At 64.7% G+C, this 15,133-nt stretch carries 16 protein-coding genes, 1 tRNA gene and 6 pseudogenes; 20 read left to right on the top strand and 3 right to left on the bottom strand.

What is annotated here, in order from left to right; translation table 11 throughout:
• Window position 1: 1 nt before the first annotated feature.
• The 13 genes and pseudogenes from K0H76_RS05895 to K0H76_RS05955 all read left to right on the top strand — a co-directional run bounded on the left by K0H76_RS05895 (window position 2) and on the right by K0H76_RS05955 (window position 8,011).
• A pseudogene (locus K0H76_RS05895) lies at window positions 2-432 on the top strand (zinc-dependent metalloprotease).
• Entirely contained in the window at window positions 429-647 is a 219-nt protein-coding gene (locus K0H76_RS05900) for a hypothetical protein (protein ID WP_258934801.1), read from the top strand. The pseudogene K0H76_RS05895 and the gene K0H76_RS05900 overlap by 4 nt, the downstream one beginning before the upstream one ends.
• On the top strand, window positions 593-1,243 hold the full coding sequence (locus tag K0H76_RS05905) for a zinc-dependent metalloprotease (RefSeq protein WP_258934802.1): 651 nt from the start codon (window positions 593-595) through the stop codon (window positions 1,241-1,243). The genes K0H76_RS05900 and K0H76_RS05905 overlap by 55 nt, the downstream gene beginning before the upstream one ends.
• Entirely contained in the window at window positions 1,240-1,509 is a 270-nt protein-coding gene (locus K0H76_RS05910; RefSeq protein WP_258934803.1) for a hypothetical protein, read from the top strand. Before K0H76_RS05905 ends, K0H76_RS05910 begins: the two co-directional genes overlap by 4 nt.
• Before the next feature lie 52 nt (window positions 1,510-1,561).
• Window positions 1,562-1,903, top strand: coding sequence for a hypothetical protein (locus K0H76_RS05915; protein WP_258934804.1), 342 nt, complete (start codon window positions 1,562-1,564; stop codon window positions 1,901-1,903).
• 203 nt (window positions 1,904-2,106) lie between these two features.
• Complete coding sequence (locus K0H76_RS05920) at window positions 2,107-2,325, top strand: hypothetical protein (RefSeq protein ID WP_258934805.1); 219 nt, start codon at window positions 2,107-2,109, stop codon at window positions 2,323-2,325.
• Window positions 2,326-2,342: 17 nt separating this feature from the next.
• Complete coding sequence (locus K0H76_RS05925) at window positions 2,343-2,711, top strand: UPF0182 family protein (protein ID WP_258934806.1); 369 nt, start codon at window positions 2,343-2,345, stop codon at window positions 2,709-2,711.
• Entirely contained in the window at window positions 2,624-3,019 is a 396-nt protein-coding gene (locus K0H76_RS05930; protein ID WP_258935347.1) for a UPF0182 family protein, read from the top strand. The genes K0H76_RS05925 and K0H76_RS05930 overlap by 88 nt, the downstream gene beginning before the upstream one ends.
• Complete coding sequence (locus K0H76_RS05935) at window positions 2,947-5,232, top strand: UPF0182 family protein (protein WP_258934807.1); 2,286 nt, start codon at window positions 2,947-2,949, stop codon at window positions 5,230-5,232. The genes K0H76_RS05930 and K0H76_RS05935 overlap by 73 nt, the downstream gene beginning before the upstream one ends.
• A 145-nt stretch (window positions 5,233-5,377) precedes the next feature.
• Window positions 5,378-5,451 (top strand) — tRNA-Met (locus K0H76_RS05940).
• A gap of 333 nt (window positions 5,452-5,784) precedes the next feature.
• Window positions 5,785-6,362: pseudogene (locus tag K0H76_RS05945) on the top strand (ice-binding family protein); the annotation flags it as partial.
• A 135-nt stretch (window positions 6,363-6,497) separates the two neighbouring features.
• A pseudogene (locus K0H76_RS05950) lies at window positions 6,498-6,917 on the top strand (hypothetical protein); the annotation flags it as partial.
• Window positions 6,918-7,592: 675 nt separating this feature from the next.
• Window positions 7,593-8,011, top strand: a pseudogene (locus K0H76_RS05955) (DUF302 domain-containing protein).
• 2 nt (window positions 8,012-8,013) lie between these two features.
• Here K0H76_RS05955 and K0H76_RS05960 read toward each other — a convergent pair.
• The 3 genes and pseudogenes from K0H76_RS05960 to K0H76_RS05970 all read right to left on the bottom strand — a co-directional run bounded on the left by K0H76_RS05960 (window position 8,014) and on the right by K0H76_RS05970 (window position 10,532).
• A pseudogene (locus tag K0H76_RS05960) lies at window positions 8,014-9,182 on the bottom strand (acetyl-CoA C-acyltransferase).
• Window positions 9,179-9,829 (bottom strand): CoA transferase subunit B, encoded by a 651-nt coding sequence (locus K0H76_RS05965; protein ID WP_146339781.1) that lies wholly within the window; start codon window positions 9,827-9,829, stop codon window positions 9,179-9,181. The pseudogene K0H76_RS05960 and the gene K0H76_RS05965 overlap by 4 nt, the downstream one beginning before the upstream one ends.
• Window positions 9,830-9,833: 4 nt before the next feature.
• Window positions 9,834-10,532 (bottom strand): CoA transferase subunit A, encoded by a 699-nt coding sequence (locus K0H76_RS05970; RefSeq protein ID WP_146339779.1) that lies wholly within the window; start codon window positions 10,530-10,532, stop codon window positions 9,834-9,836.
• Between the two features lie 154 nt (window positions 10,533-10,686).
• Here K0H76_RS05970 and K0H76_RS05975 point away from each other — a divergent pair.
• The 7 genes and pseudogenes from K0H76_RS05975 (at window position 10,687) to K0H76_RS06005 (ending at window position 15,126) form a co-directional block, all read left to right on the top strand.
• Window positions 10,687-11,474, top strand: a pseudogene (locus K0H76_RS05975) (IclR family transcriptional regulator).
• A gap of 181 nt (window positions 11,475-11,655) precedes the next feature.
• Window positions 11,656-11,898 carry a hypothetical protein gene (locus K0H76_RS05980; protein WP_258934808.1) on the top strand — a complete coding sequence of 81 codons (243 nt, stop codon included), beginning with the start codon at window positions 11,656-11,658 and terminating at the stop codon, window positions 11,896-11,898.
• Window positions 11,899-11,900: 2 nt separating this feature from the next.
• Entirely contained in the window at window positions 11,901-12,110 is a 210-nt protein-coding gene (locus tag K0H76_RS05985) for a hypothetical protein (RefSeq protein WP_258934809.1), read from the top strand.
• A 43-nt stretch (window positions 12,111-12,153) separates the two neighbouring features.
• Window positions 12,154-12,597, top strand: coding sequence for an ABC transporter substrate-binding protein (locus K0H76_RS05990; RefSeq protein ID WP_258934810.1), 444 nt, complete (start codon window positions 12,154-12,156; stop codon window positions 12,595-12,597).
• 195 nt (window positions 12,598-12,792) lie between these two features.
• Window positions 12,793-13,470 carry an ABC transporter permease subunit gene (locus tag K0H76_RS05995; protein WP_258934811.1) on the top strand — a complete coding sequence of 226 codons (678 nt, stop codon included), beginning with the start codon at window positions 12,793-12,795 and terminating at the stop codon, window positions 13,468-13,470.
• Between the two features lie 61 nt (window positions 13,471-13,531).
• Window positions 13,532-14,209, top strand: a complete 678-nt coding sequence (locus K0H76_RS06000) for an ABC transporter permease subunit (RefSeq protein ID WP_258934812.1) — start codon at window positions 13,532-13,534, stop codon at window positions 14,207-14,209.
• Window positions 14,210-14,340: 131 nt separating this feature from the next.
• Window positions 14,341-15,126: an ABC transporter ATP-binding protein gene (locus K0H76_RS06005; RefSeq protein ID WP_146339769.1), complete on the top strand. Its 786-nt coding sequence runs from the start codon at window positions 14,341-14,343 to the stop codon at window positions 15,124-15,126.
• Window positions 15,127-15,133: the final 7 nt, after the last annotated feature.

A 15,133-nucleotide genomic window follows, 5' to 3' on the forward strand; every position in this document is an offset into this window, starting at 1 on the left:
GGTGGCGGACTCCACCGTCGAAGCCCTCAGCAGCGTCATGCGTGAGCAGCTGGAGGAGAACGGCGGTCCTCAGGTGCCGGAGGAGCTCAAAGGAATGATTCCTCCCGAGGCTCTGGGCCAGATGACAAGCATGATGGAGCGCATGACGGGGATGTCCGTCGCCGGGCAGATGGGCCAGGCGATCGGGAAGCTCTCCGCCGAGGTGCTCTCAGGCTCGGACGTGGGCCTGCCGATGGCCGGATCCCGTGCGGTCCTGCTGTTACGAGCATCCGCGAGTTCAGCAAGGGCCTCGATGTCGAGGACGAGGAGGTCATGCTCTACCTGGCGCTTCGCGAAGCGGCCCGGATTCGGCTCTTCACACACTCGCCGTGGCTGACGGATGACCTGTTCAACGCTGTGGTCCACCCGCGGCCGATCTTCGGGTGGACATGACTCGCCTCGAGGAGATCGCCCAGGGCATCGACCCGCAGGATCCTGAGACCCTCGAGATCGACTTGGGGGTGGACCTCTTCGCCGAGCATACGGACATGCAGAAGGCAGCTCTGCGGCGCATCGAGACCACCGTGGCGCTGGTGGAGGGTGGGTCGACGATGTGGTCGGCCAGGCGGGTGCCCACCTGCCGTCGGCCGAGCGCCTCCGGGAGATGATGAACCGCCGCCGCGCCACCGGCGGCCCAGCTGAGGACGCCTTCGCTGCCCTGGTGGGCCTGGAGCTGCGCCCGCAGCGCCTTCGCGACGCTGCCGCCCTGTGGGCGCACCTGCGCGAGAGCGGCGGCATCGAGGCCCGGGACGAGGTGTGGTCGCACCCCGACGTTCAGCCGGACGAGGCTGATTTGGACGACCCTCCACGTTCTACACGCGCCGCAGGGAGCAGGAGCAGGCCAGTGCCAGCATGGACGATGAGCTCAAGAAGCTTCTCGACGATGAGCTCGGCGGCGAGCCCGGCAAGGACGATTAGTGGGTCTTCGCAGGACCGTCCAATGGGGTCGGCCTCTGTGGCAGCCGTCGGGGGCATCGTCGCGCTCGCCCTTCCTGCTCCGTACATCAGCGAGGCGCCTGGCCCGATCTTCAACACCACCGCAGAGGTGGAGCTGGAGAATGAGGGAGATGGCGCCGAGCCGGTGATCGAAGTCGCGGGCGCGGAGACATACGACACGGACGGCGCCCTGGCCCTGACCACCGTCTACGTCAACGGCGCCCCACCGGAACGCTCTTCGTGCCCGACGCGGTGCGAGGCTGGGTGAGCCCCAGCATCGACCTCATCCCCGAGGAGCTTGTATATCCCTCCGGCACCACTGCCGAGGAGGTTCGGGAGCGCAACACTGCTGCGATGGCGTCCTCACAGGATCTCGCCTTCGCCGCAGCCTTGGACCAGCAGGGCATCGACTTCGGCCTGGAGCTGTTCGTCGAGGGCTTCACCCCTGAGGCGGAGGAGGCCGGCGTGGGCGATCAGCTTCAGCCGGGAGACCGCATCCTCCGCGCCGCATGGAGAGCAGATCACCGGCATTGAGGGTCTGCGCGGCGCGGTCAATGACGCTGCGGGCGAGCCGGTTCGGCTGAGCGTGCAGCGCGAGGGCGAGCAGATCGACGTGGAGGTTCCCACGTACCAGGAGACCGACGGCGAGTACTACATCGGAACCCTCATGGGCACTCAGTTCGAATTCCCGGTCGAGGCGCAGATCCGGCTTTCAGAGAACGTGGGCGGGCCCTCTGCCGGGCTGATGTTCGCACTCGGTGTCATTGACACCATGAGTGAGGAGTCCCTGACCGGGGGCGAGAGCTGGGCGGGCACGGGCACTGTGGACCCGGACGGCACAGTGGGCCCCATCGGCGGCATCCCGCAGAAGATTGTGGGCGCCCGGAACTCCGGAGCGGACCACTTTTGGCCCCCGAGGAAACTGTGATGAGCTGAACGGCAGGCTTGTGGACGGCTTGGACGTCTACGGCATCGAGACGGTCGATGAGGCAGTGGATGTGCTGGAGGCCGTTCGTGACGACGATCAGAACTTTTTGAGACAATTGGAATCCTGCGGACGCTAGATGAGGCAGTAGGGGTTCGCAGATCACTCCCCTTGAATAAGTACAAAAGATAGAGGACAACACACGCGTGAGCTCCAACCCGGGCTTCGGCTCCCAGAACCCCTTCGGCAGGGGCATCTTCGGCAATTCCGGCGGCCCCGGCCGCGGCAGTGACGGTGAGGGCGGCTCCAACGGCGGCGGCCGCGCCTCATCCGATGAGTCAGGAGGATTCCGCAGGCCCTCTGCGCTGATTCTGACGATCATCATCATCGTGGCCCTGCTGGCCGCGTTCGTGTTCTTCGCCTAAGCATATACGCCGACGTGATGTGGTTCAGCCAGCTCGGCTACCAGGAAGTCTTCTGGACCGAACGCATCGCCCGCGTCGCCGTGTTCGCCGCAGCCTTCCTCATCATGGCGGTGCTGGTCTGGCTCTCCCTCTTCATCGCCTTCAAATACAGGCCGGACGGGGTGCGGCAGGTCAGCGAGTCGGTGGCACAGTACCAGCGCTCGCTGACCTCGATGCGTCGTCTGCTGATGTTCGGGCTTCCTGCCCTGATGGGCGTCTTCGCCGCACCGCAGCCCAGGCCAACTGGGACGGGGTCCTGCTGTTCTTCAACCAGCAGCCCTTCGGCCAGACTGACCCGGAGTTCGGCCTGGACTACGGCTTCTACGTCTTCACGCTTCCCTTCCTGACGTTCGTCGTCGGATTCCTGATCTCGGCGCTGCTGGTGGCGGGAATCGCCGGAATCCTCTGCCACTACCTGTTCGGCTCCATCCGGATCGAGCAGTCGGGCAAGTTCGTCGTGGAGAAGGCGGCACGCTGGCACATCGCCATTGCCGCAGCGCTGTTTCTGCTTCTGCAGGGCGCCAACTGGTTCCTCGGCCGCTTCGGCACGCTGCAGGACCAGAGCGGCAACTGGGTTACGCCATGTACACCGACGTCAACGCGGTCATCCCCGCCCAGACCATCCTGGCTGTGGCCGCGGTGCTGGTGGCGCTGATCTTCATCGTCACAGCGATCACCGCTCGGTGGAGGCTCTCCCTGGTGGGTGCGGCCATGCTGGTGATTACGGCGATCGTCGGCACCGGCGTCTACCCCTTCCTGGTGCAGGAGTACCAGGTGGGCCCCACCGAGCAGACGCTGGAGTCCGAGTACATTGAGCGGAACATGGACCTGACCCGGTTCGCCTACGGGCTCGACGACCTCGAGCAGGAGGACTACCAGGCCACTCCCCAGGCCCAGCAGGGCGCCCTGGCGGGCGATGAGGCCAACATCGAGAACCTCCGCCTCCTGGACCCGAACCTGGTCTCACCGGCGTACCGGCAGTTCCAACAGTTCCGTCCCTACTACCAGTTCCCGGACACGCTCAGCTTCGACCGGTACGAGATCGACGGCGAGATGCACGACACCGTGATCGCCGCACGTGAGGTCAATGCGCCCACGGAGGGCTCGTGGGTCAACCAGCACCTCATCTACACCCACGGCTACGGCCTGGTGGCGGCCAGCGCCAACACGGTGACGGATGAGGGTCGTCCTGAGTTCACGCTCCAGGGGATCCCCACCACGGGCGAGCTGGCATCGGATGATGACTACCAGCCCCGCATCTACTTCGGCGAGAACTCTCCTCAGTACTCCATCGCCGGTGCTCCTGAGGGCACCTCACCGATGGAGCTGGACCGCCCGGCGGCTCAGATCGTCGAGGATGAGGACGGCGAGGCTGTTGAGGAGGGCGACGACGGCCAGGACACGCAGTACACCTTCACGGGAGACGGCGGCCCCTCGGTGGGGAACCTGTTCTCCCGCCTGGTGTACGCCATGGAGTTCGGCTCCCCGGAGATCTTCCTCTCGGGCGATATGAACGAGGAGTCGCAGATCCTCTACAACCGTCACCCGCGTGAGCGTGTGATGGAGGTGGCTCCGTATCTGGAGGTCGACCAGAACATATACCCCGCCATCGTCGACGGCGGCGTGAAGTGGATCATCGAGGGGTACACCACCTCCAACAGCTTCCCGTACTCCACCCAGCAGCAGCTGGAGTCGGCAACGGAGGACGCACTGACGGACGGTCCGGCGCTGACGGGCCAGGTCAACTACATGCGGAACTCGGTGAAGGCCACCGTGGACGCCTACGACGGCTCCGTTGAGCTCTATGCGTGGGACGACGAGGACCCGATCCTCCAGGCGTGGCAGGACGTGTTCCCGAGCAGCCTGCAGTCCTACGAGGACATGTCGGCCGAGCTGCTGGACCACATCCGCTACCCGGAGGATATGTTCCGGATTCAGCGCCAGCTGCTCACTGAGTACCACGTGGACAACCCCGGCACGTTCTACGAGGGCAACGATGCGTGGTCCATTCCGTCGGACCCCACCGGGGGCGACGACGCGATGGCTCAGCCTCCGTACTACATGACGATGCAGATGCCTGGGCAGGAGGACCCCAGCTTCCAGCTGACCTCCACGTTCATTCCGGCGACTGAGGCGGACGGCCAGCAGCGCAACGTGCTCTACGGGTTCCTGGCAGCGTCCGGGGATGCAGGCACAGGCGAGGACGGCGTCAAGAACGAGGGCTACGGTGACATGAGACTGCTGGAGCTCCCGCGTGACACGGCGATCCCTGGACCGGGGCAGACGCAGGCGAACTTCGACTCGAACTCGACGATCGCGTCCCAGCTGAACATCCTGGAGCTCGGCGGCTCCGAGGTGCTCCGAGGCAACATGATCTCCATGCCTGCCGGTGACGGCATCCTCAATGCTCAGCCGATCTACGTTCAGGCCACCGGCACCGGCGCCGCCTACCCGGCGCTGCGCATGGTGCTGGTCGCCTTCGGCGAGGAGGTCGGCTACGGCGACACCCTCCAGGAGGCGCTGGACATGATCTTCGACGGTGATGCAGGCGTTGAGGCGGCCGAGGGTGCCGGCGTCGACGCCGAGGCTGTCGAGGAGGACCTCGACGGCGTGGATCCTGAGGCCGTCGAGGACGAGGAAGCGGTCATGCCTGAGGAGGACGAGGATGACGACGCCGACGAGCCTGCCGAGGAGGCAGCGCCTGCTGAGCCCATCGACGGTGACATGGAGGAGCTCCTCCAGCGCGCCGGTGAGCTCATGAACGAGTCGCAGGAAGCGATGTCCGAGTCTGACTGGACCGCCTACGGCGAGGCCCAGGACGAGCTGGATCAGGTCATCGAGCAGATGCTGGAGCAGCAGGAGGGCTGATAGAGCCCGCCACCAGCTGACTGGAAGCGCCCCGGAGCACGTATGCTCCGGGGCGCTTCCTTGCTCCAAGAACCGATCAGCACACCGATTTTGTGTGCTGTTCATGTGTATGTAAGATAGACAAGTCCCGTTCAGGGAAACCCAACGCGGGGTGGAGCAGTTCGGTAGCTCGCCGGGCTCATAACCCGGAGGTCGCAAGTTCAAATCTTGCCCCCGCAACTGAAGCAGCAGGAAAAGCCCTCATCCATCGGATGGGGCTTTTCTCATGCATGGGCTGCTCATGACGGGCAGGTCAGCAGGACTCCGGCGACTGGTCCCATCGGTGCAGAATGTCGTGTCTCTGAAAAGTTGCCTATTGTGCATCACTCGCTGGGGCCGTACTGTCACAGTATCTAGGAGCACCAGGGCTGACCGGCGCGTAGCGTGTCTCATTCTGGAGGAAAAATGAATAGGCATGCCGACTCCAACCAACGTGCGTTGACAGGACGGAGGCTTACTGTCCGTGCGTGGCCTGTCGCTCTTGTCACTGCTGTTCTTGCCGTCCTTCTGTCGATGGCGGCATTGTCGCCGTTCACCTCTGACGCTCACGCAGCGACTACCCCTCCGAATCTCGGCACGGCGGCCTCGTTCTCAGTGCTCGGCGCGGAGACTGTGACCAACACCGGGCTCACGACTTTGAGCGGTGACGTGGGTGTGAGCCCAGGAACAGCGGTCACAGGCTTTCCGCCAGGGATAGTAGGCGGCACCATCTATGAGGGCAGCGCCGAGGCCGCGCAGGCACAGTCAGACCTGGGGATCGCCTACGATGATCTCGCGGGCCGTTCTTCCACGGCGACTGTTACCGGCGACCTGGGCGGACAGACCTTCGAGGAGGGGGTCTACTCTTCAGGGGAGCACTGAGCCTCACTGGCACTGTCACGCTGGACGCTCAGGGAGATCCTGATGCAGTTTTCATTTTCCAGGCGGGGTCGACGCTGATCACGGCCTCATCCAGCAACGTCTTGCTCGCCAATGAGGCACAGGCCTGCAATGTTTATTGGCAGGTTGGAAGCTCCGCAACGTTGGGGACCGGCTCCACGTTCGCGGGGTCCATTCTTGCCCTGGCCTCCATCACAGCCAATACGGGAGCTGCAGTGGAGGGACGCGCCCTGGCAAGCACCGGCGCAGTCACCCTGGACACCAACACATTCGTCGATCCGGGCTGCGACACTGCCGCGCCACCGACCGAGGATCCCAGTGAAGACCCGACTGAGGGCCCAACTGAGGGCCCCACGGAAGGTCCAACGGAGGGTCCCACAGAAGGTCCAACGGAGGGTCCCACAGAAGGTCCAACGGAGGGTCCCACAGAAGGTCCAACGGAGGGTCCCACTGAGGGCCCAACGGAAGGTCCCACTGAGGGCCCAACGGAAGGTCCGACTGAGGGTCCCACGGAAGGTCCAACGGAGGGTCCCACAGAAGGTCCAACGGAGGGTCCCACGGAAGGTCCAACGGAGGGTCCCACGGAAGGTCCCACTGAGGGCCCAACGGAAGGTCCAACGGAGGGCCCCACGGACGCGCCAACCGACGGTCCCACCGACGGACCCACGGAGGCTCCCACGGAGAGCCCAACGGAGGGTCCCACGGACGCGCCAACCGACGGTCCCACGGAGGGTCCCGCTGAGGGCCCAACGGGCGGTCCTTCGGGCGGTCCTTCGGAGGGTCCAACGACCGGCCCCACCGACGATTCCAGTGGCTCCCCAACAGGTGCCTCAGACAGTGGAGCGGGCAGCAGCCCGACAAACGTGACGTCGGAAACTTCGACGGATGCTGCCGCAGGACCAGAAACGTCACTGGAGACCGGAGGAACCACCGCAGACTCTGGCGGCGATTCTCGTCAGGACTCGTCCGGTGGTCCCCTGGCTGCCACCGGAGCCAACGGCTCTATTGGCGTCATCCTCGGAGCAGGGGCACTACTCGTCCTTGCGGGAGTCACGGTCCTTATGATCAGGCGATCACGGCACCGCTCGCTGGATCAGTGAGCCGCGACCGCGGTGGTTCACCTCCTCAGGGGCAATCCGTCCGCGCGTCGACCAGCATTGTCGGCCTGACCTCAGACTACGTGGAGACCGTCCGCCGCTAGTTGTACTGACCTGACAGGTCAGTACAACTAGCTCAGCGGCCCTGTTTTGCGTCTGGGGAACGTAGACCCTTGGTGTCCCACCCGTGCCTCGCCCAGACCCGTGCGTCGGCCACGTTGCTGGCCGCCGCAGTCTGCAGCGGCGCCATGTGAGAACCTGAAGCGGACCGCATCGAACTGAGCCGTGCTGAATCCCACCGTCCCGATCCAGGGTCGGTGAACTTGAGAGTCGAAGGAGCAGGTCATGAGCTACACCCACACGATCACCGTGCCGATGTCCTATGCCCAGGCGGTCGAGGCCACCCGCGAAGCTCTGGCGGATCAGGGTTTTGGGATCCTCACCGAGATCGACGTCAAGGCGACCTTCACCAAGAAGCTCGGTGAGGAGACGGGCGACGCGGTGGGGACTACGTCATCCTCGGCGCCTGCAACCCCGCCCTGGCCAGCAGAGCCCTGGCCGCTGAGCCTCAGCTCGGCGCCCTGCTGCCTTGCAACGTGGTGGTCCGGCGAGGAGACGACGAGGATCACGCCACCATCGACGCGATCGACCCGCAGACCATGGTCCAGCTCAGCGGCGCGCCCGCCGTCCGTGAAGTCGCCGAAGACGCAGAGCAGCGGCTGCGCGCAGCACTGAGCAGCCTCGGTGCTGAGGGGAAGAGCTGACCTCAGAGCGCACGCAGGATCGTCGCACTGCCCTGCCCGCCCCCACCGCAGATCCCTGAGGCGCCCACGGCCCCGGGCCCGATCTGGGCAAGCTGACGGGCCAGGGTGCCGATGATCCGGGTGCCGGAGGCTCCGATGGGATGACCAAGCGCTATGGCTCCTCCCATCCTGTTGACCCGTGATGGATCAACCTCCAAGGCCTCGGCCGAACGGACGCTCACTGCGGCGAATGCTTCGTTGATCTCCAGAGCGTCCAAGTCCCGTGCTACCAGGCCCGTCCTCTCCAGAGCCGCAAGAATGGCGCGGGACGGCTGCTCGTGCAGCGAGACGTCAGGTCCGGCCACGAACGAGTGCGAAACAAGCTCAGCCACGGGAGTGACGCTGAGTCTGTCCGCCGCTCGCTGGCTGACGAGGACGAGCGCCGCCGCGCCGTCGCTGAGCTGAGACGAGTTCCCTGCAGTGATGGTCCCCGCGCTGCTGAATGCGGGGCTGAGCTTCGCAAGGGTCTCTGAGGTGGTGTCCGCGCGGACGCCGTCGTCGCTGGCGACTCGAACCGCGCCGCGGTGCGTGGTCAGCGTGAGGGGGCGATCTCCCCAGAGTGGAAGGACGACGCGGCCGCAGCCCTGCGGTGCGACCGAACGGCCCATTCGTCCTGCACCTCGCGGGTGATGCCCCTGCTCGTGTTGCCCTGTTCCGTCGAAGCGCCCATGGACTGAGACTCGAATGCGTCGGTGAGCCCGTCCAGCTCGAGCGTGTCGATCATCTCGATGGCGCCGTATCTGGTTCCCGCTCGCGCCGCGTGCGCGTGAGGCGCACGTGACATCGACTCCTGTCCGATGGCTACGACGATGTCGACCTCACCGCCGGTGATGAGTCGTTCTCCGGCGATCACCGCCTCGGCCCCGGAGAGGCACACGGCGTTGAGCGTCAGGGCCGGGACCGTGAACCCGATGCCCGCCGCCACGGCAGCCTGCCGGGCGGGATTCTGGCCTACCCCGCCTGAAGCACCTGGCCTAAGCATGGACGCGCTCCACAGCATCGGGGAGATCCCGGCGCGTTCCAGCGCGGCGGCAGCTGCGTGTGCGCCCAGCGCGGATGCGGGCACCGTGGCCAATGCGCCGTTGAAGCGGGCGAAAGGAGTCCGGGCATATCCTGCGATCTGCGCGCTCAACGGGCCAGCTCCACTGTCGGATCCACGGCGAATTCCGCCCCAGTCACCCGGCGGAGAGAGTCGAGGCTCTCGCCTGGTGCTGCGCTGCGCAGCACCAGGGAGGCATCGACCACGTCGAAGACCGCTCGGTCCGTAACGATCCGGTCCGCCACTCCGGCCCCGGTGAGGGGCAGGGTGCAGCGCTCGACGATCTTTGGGGTGCCGTCCTTAGCTGTATGGTCGGTCACCACGATCACCCGGGGTGCTCCCACGACGAGGTCCATGGCCCCACCCATGCCCTTCACGAGTTTGCCGGGCACCGTCCAGTTCGCAAGGTCACCGTTGGAGGCCACCTGCAGGGCACCGAGAATCGCGGTCTGGACGTGGCCGCCGCGGATCATGCCGAAGGAGGTGACGGAATCGAAATAGCTGCCGCCGGGCAGCAGGGTCACCGTCTGCTTTCCCGCGTTGATCAGATCCGGGTCCTCGTCCCCCTCGAAGGGAAAAGGCCCCATCCCCAGCAGTCCGTTCTCACTCTGCAGCGTGACCTGCACCCCCGGCGGCAGGTTATTCGCGACAAGCGTGGGGATGCCGATCCCCAGGTTCACATACTGCCCGTCGGTCAGCTCGCTGGCCGCGATGGCTGCCATCTCATCTCGTGTCCACATGGGTTTACGCCTCCTGGCGGACGCGCACGGTCCGCTTCTCAATGTCTTTCGTCCTGTCGGCCTCGACGACGCGCTGGACGAATATGCCGGGAGTGTCCACCAGTGAGGGGTCCAGGTAGTCAGCCTCGATGACCTCAGCTTCGGCGAAGGTGATCCGACCGGCCATGGCCACCAGAGGGTTGAAGTTTCGGGCAGTCATCCGGTACCTCAGGTTTCCCTCGACGTCCGCCTCATGAGCGCGGACCAGGGAGACATCTGCGACGATGCCGCGCTCCAGGATCGCTGCGCGACCGTCGAACTCCTGGACGGGCTTGCCCTCTGCGATCGGTGTTCCCACACCTGTAGGCGTGAAGAAGGCCGGGATGCCTGCGCCTCCGGCTCTGAGCCGCTCCGCCAGCGTCCCTTGGGGCACGAACTCGACCTCAAGCTCACCGTTCAAGAACTGCTGGGCGAAGAGCTTGTTCTCGCCCACGTAGGAGGCCAGGACCTTGGAGACCTGGCCGTTCTCCAGCAGCAGGCCGAGACCTTTGCCGTCCACGCCCATGTTGTTCGAAACGATGGTCAGTCCCTTGGCCTCGGAATCGCGCAGGGCCGTGATCAGGCGTATGGGAATGCCGCTGAGCCCGAAGCCTCCCACGGCGATGGTCATGCCGTCGGTCACGACCGCCCCCAGCGCCTCGACGGCATCATCCACGAATTTCATGGGTCCGTTCCTCTCATATGTCCACGCTGCGAACATCAGCAGTGATGGCATGAAGGTAGCTTTCAGCTGCTACGGCGGGCAATAGGATCGAGCTCTTCGCGCACATACTGCTCGATGCATGACGTGATGAGCTCGGAGCGCTCATAATGTGAACATGAGTGGTTCTTTTCCTGGTGCTCAGATGGTCGGCAGGCTCGCAGCGGTGATGCGCGCGGTCAGCAGCGGGATGCCGAAGGGGATCTCCGCGATCGAGGCCTCGCGGATCACCGGCCTGCCGCGACCCACGGTTCACCGTCTGCTCGGGGCGCTGGCGGCAGAGGGCTTCTGCGACCAGGACCATCGCAGCGGACGGTGGATGCTTGGCCCTGAGGTCTACCTGATGGGCGCGGTGGCGGCCGAGCGCTATGACATCACCTCGATCGCTCGCGAGCACGTGGCAGGGTTGGCCGCCGCCACGGGTGAGAGCGCCTTTCTTTCAGTCCGGCGCGGAGATGAGACGGTGTGCCTGCTGCGCGAGGACGGTGCCTTCCTGATCCGTTCCTTCGTGCTCTACGAGGGTGTGCGCTTTCCGCTGGGCGTGGCCTCGGCGGGACTGGTGATGCTGTCCTTCATGGACCAGAGCGCTATGGAGAGGTATCTCGGGAGCCGCGATCTCAGCGCTGAATATGGCGAGGCTCATGCTCCGGAGTCGCTGCGGCAGCGCATCTCTCAGACGCGCAGCGACGGTTGGGCGCTGAATCCCGGGCTGATTGTGGAGGGCAGCTGGGGATGGGTGCGGCGGTCTTCGATCAGGCCGACCAGCCTGCATGGTCTTTGAGCCTCACGGGGATCGAATCTCGATTCCGCTCGGAGCGACGCGCCGAGATGGGGCGTCTGCTCCTTCATCACGCGCATGAGCTGACCAAGAAGCTGCGTCAGAGTGGGTCGATGTCGGTGCGATGAACGAGCGCCTGTGGGCGGCCCTGCTAGCACAGAGCTATCAGCGATTCCGATGGTGGCGATAGCTGATAGCACGTTCCCTTATTGTTCGTGTCTAGGGATGCTGGTAGTGATCCACCTCACACATTGGGGTTGTTCGGCACCGTCCGGTGCGGATGACCCTGCCTCATCTAAGGAAGCTGATATGAATCCTCGTCGCACCTCCAAGACTGCGGCTGTCGTGACCGCAGCGGCACTGTTCCTGAGCCTCGCAGCATGTGCGGACACGGCTGAGGGAGGAGCCGAAGCAGAAGAAGCGGCCGAAGAGGAGACCATCGAACTCGGCGTCGCTCGCAGCGGCGTCAGCATTGAAAATGTCCTACTGGCTCATGAGCAGGGGTTCTTCGAGGAAGAGGGGCTCGAAATCAGCGAGATCCAGACGGCTTAAGCATGGGAGGCGCGACGGCAAACTCGGCCGTCATCTCCGGTGAGTTCGATGTGGCGGCCACTGATGCCGTCACGGCCATCCGCGCAGTTGCTGAGGACATGCCGATCAAAGTCGTGGGCGGCACAAAGTCCGCCGATCCGGACCAGGTAGGAGAGGCTTCCGACGGGGTCATCGTGCCCCGGACAGCGACATCACCGAATGGACCGACTTGAAAGGCAGCAAGATCGGTGTGCCGGAATTGGGGGACTGCCCCATATGGCGACGATGACGGGACTGCTGGAGAACGGGGTCGACATCGACGACGTCGAGTTTGTCCCTCTGCCGACGGATGCGCTGGTCGAGGCTGCTGCCAGCGGCCAGGTCGACGCCGTGTTCTCCTTCAGCATCTTCCTGCTCAGCGCCGTGGACAATGGGTTCACTCGAGTGGGGACGGGCGTGCGGGAGTACCTCCCCAACGCGCCGCAGGTCGTGTGGATCGCCAGCGAACAGTTCGCGGAGGAGAACTCAGAGGCTCTCGAACGCTTCCACTCGGGGCTCGAACAGGGCACCGAGTATGGCAATGAGAACCCTGATGCAGCGCGACAGGTCTACCACGATCACACCGAGCTGCCTCCAGCGTTCATCGACGAACGGATGGTGCTCGACACCCTGAACGTCGAGTTCGACGAGGAGGGCTGGAGCCACTTCTCGAGGTCATGAAGGAGGAGGAGACCTCCAGGAGGACGTCACCTACGAGGAGGTCGTCTGGGAGGGTGCCCGCTGAGGGGCCCGCTGTCGCCCTGTGCTCCGAGCTCAGAATGAAAGGCATTCTTCGTGACGTTGACCAAAGACATACGAGCGCCTACCCGCCCATCCGCGGCACGGCAGAAGCCCCGAGGGGTCCGGCAATGGCAGATGCTCATCCTCTTCGGCATGCTGGCCCTGTGGCATCTCGTCCACCTGAGCGGGTCCCTCCCAGACTCGCTTCTGCCCAGCCCGATCGCGGTAGGCGCCGAGCTGTTTCAGGCGCTGCTGACGGCGACCTACTGGACCATCCTCTGGGAGACTGTGGCTGGCGCGCTGGTCGGTCTGGCGTTCGGTGTGGTGGTCGGAATTCCTGTTGGAATTCTGACAGGACGGTTCGTCGCGGCCGAGCTTTCGCTGCGCTTTCTCGTCGACTTCGGCAGGGCGTTCCCTGCGATCGCCCTCGTCGCGGTGCTCGTGCTCATGATCGGACGGGGTATAGAGCTCAAGGCGGTGCTGGTCTTCGTAGCGGTGGTCTTCCTGATCATCCTGCAGACCCAGCACGGTGTCCGGAGCGTGAGTTCGTCCATCGTGGACACGACCCAGGCCTTCCAGATCCCCAGTGGGCTCTTCGTTCGCAAGGTGCTGCTGCCCAGTGCCGCCCCGTCCATCATGGCGGGCCTGCGGCTGGCCGCCTCGGTCGCCGTGCTGGTCACGATCTCCGTTGAGGTCCTGACCGGATCCCCGGAATCGGCGCGCGGATCGGGGACGCTCAGGTCGGCGGCAACCCGCAGCTCGCCTACGCCTACATCGTCACTGGAGGCCTGCTGGGATATGCGGTCAACTTAGGCCTTGGGCGCGTGCAGGCGAGACTCGCTGCGCTGGCAGACGACCGGATCGGGGGCATGAGATGAACAGCAGGTCTTACAGCCCGGCGACGTCACTTCTGCTGCAGGCATGGCTGCCGGTCAGTCTGATCGTTCTGTGGTTTCTGCTCTCCGCCTCCTCGACCTCGGCGTTCTGGCCGCCGCTGACGGAGATTCTGAGCGCCATGGGTGATTGGGCATTGAGCGGGGAGCTCTGGAATGACGCTGTGTACAGCTTCACGAATTACTTCCTCGCGCTCTTCCTCTCGCTTCTCGTCGGACTCGGCTTCGGCATAGCCATCGGGCTGATGCCAAAAGTGGGCAGAGTCCTAGACCCGTTCCTGGACTTCCTGCGTTCGCTGCCCGTCGTGGTCTTTGTGCCGATCATCATCCTGTCCCTGGGCATCGGACGTGAGCCCAAGGTGTTCCTCATCTTCCTGGCCTGTGTCTGGCCGATCCTGCTCAACGCCATCGTGGGCGTACGGTCGATCCACGCGGGGATCTTCGAAGCCTCGGACGCATACCGAATTCCGCTGCGGCTGCGCATTCCGAAGGTGGTGCTCGTCGGCGCGCTGCCGCAGATCGTCGTGGGCGTGCGCCTTGCGATCACCATCGGAATCGTGATGCTGGTCGTCAGCGAGATGTACGGTGCCACGGAGGGCATCGGCTACTTCATCCTGCAGAGTGCGCAGCGCTTCCAGCTGTCCTCCGCATGGGCTTAAGCACGCTCGTCATCGGTGTCATCGGTTGGGCGTTCACCGCGCTGTACGCCGTCGTCGAAGATCGCCTGCTGCGGTGGTACCACCAGCAGGATGCATGACTCGCCCCCACTCACTCGAAGAGGAGCCAAACCATGACCCGTGAGACTCTCACCAGCCCCGTCGCGCTCTCAGCGACACACGTCAGCAAGTCCTTCGGCTCCGGACCGGACAGGGTGGATGTCATCGAAGACCTCCATCTGAGCATCCGTTCCGGGGACGTGACTTGTCTGGTCGGACCGTCCGGGGTGGGCAAGACGACCCTGCTGCGACTGCTCGCCGGGCTGGCCTCGCCGACCTCAGGGCAGGTCTCGATGGACGGTGTGCCGATCACGGGGGCCGTTGAGCAGATCGCCGTGGTGTTTCAGGACTACCGCGGCTCGCTGATGCCTTGGATGAAGGTGCTGCAGAACGTGGCTTTTCCTCTGGAGGGACGAGGAGTCTCCAAGTCCGAACGGACCTCCCGTGCGGCTGAGGCTCTGGCCGTCGTGGGGCTGTCGGACAAGATCAGCAGCTACCCGTGGCAGCTCTCCGGCGGTATGCAGCAGCGCGTCGCGATCGCGCGAGCGCTCGCGTACGAATCGCCGATCCTCCTGATGGATGAGCCCTTCGGCTCACTCGACGCGCAGACGAGGTTCGAACTGGAAGATCTCGTGCTCCAGCTGCGCAGGGACTTCGGCATCACCATCGTTGTGGTGACCCACGACATCGACGAGGCGGTGTATCTCGGAGACCGGGTGGTCGTGGTCGGAGGCCGCCCTTCTCGGATCGTCGATGATATCGATGTTCCACTCGGTCGTGAGCGAGATCAGATCACGACTCGAGCTGAGCCTGCGTTCATCCAGCTTCGCTCCCACGTGCTGAACGAGATTCAGCTCTAGGGGCCCG

The sequence above is a fragment of the Nesterenkonia pannonica genome, assembly GCF_019575955.1.
Taxonomy (GTDB): Bacteria; Actinomycetota; Actinomycetes; order Actinomycetales; family Micrococcaceae; genus Nesterenkonia; species Nesterenkonia pannonica.

Bases quoted from the DNA above. Each gene is read 5' to 3' on its own strand.
- K0H76_RS05925 (WP_258934806.1), top strand. From the start codon at position 2,343: ATGTGGTTCAGCCAGCTCGGCTACCAGGAAGTCTTCTGGACCGAACGC.
- K0H76_RS05965 (WP_146339781.1), bottom strand. From the start codon at position 9,829: ATGTGGACACGAGATGAGATGGCAGCCATCGCGGCCAGCGAGCTGACC.
- K0H76_RS05900 (WP_258934801.1), top strand. From the start codon at position 429: ATGACTCGCCTCGAGGAGATCGCCCAGGGCATCGACCCGCAGGATCCT.
- K0H76_RS05990 (WP_258934810.1), top strand. From the start codon at position 12,154: ATGGCGACGATGACGGGACTGCTGGAGAACGGGGTCGACATCGACGAC.
- K0H76_RS06000 (WP_258934812.1), top strand. From the start codon at position 13,532: ATGAACAGCAGGTCTTACAGCCCGGCGACGTCACTTCTGCTGCAGGCA.
- K0H76_RS05985 (WP_258934809.1), top strand. From the start codon at position 11,901: ATGGGAGGCGCGACGGCAAACTCGGCCGTCATCTCCGGTGAGTTCGAT.
- K0H76_RS05980 (WP_258934808.1), top strand. From the start codon at position 11,656: ATGAATCCTCGTCGCACCTCCAAGACTGCGGCTGTCGTGACCGCAGCG.
- K0H76_RS05935 (WP_258934807.1), top strand. From the start codon at position 2,947: ATGTACACCGACGTCAACGCGGTCATCCCCGCCCAGACCATCCTGGCT.
- K0H76_RS05970 (WP_146339779.1), bottom strand. From the start codon at position 10,532: ATGAAATTCGTGGATGATGCCGTCGAGGCGCTGGGGGCGGTCGTGACC.
- K0H76_RS05995 (WP_258934811.1), top strand. From the start codon at position 12,793: ATGCTCATCCTCTTCGGCATGCTGGCCCTGTGGCATCTCGTCCACCTG.
- K0H76_RS06005 (WP_146339769.1), top strand. From the start codon at position 14,341: ATGACCCGTGAGACTCTCACCAGCCCCGTCGCGCTCTCAGCGACACAC.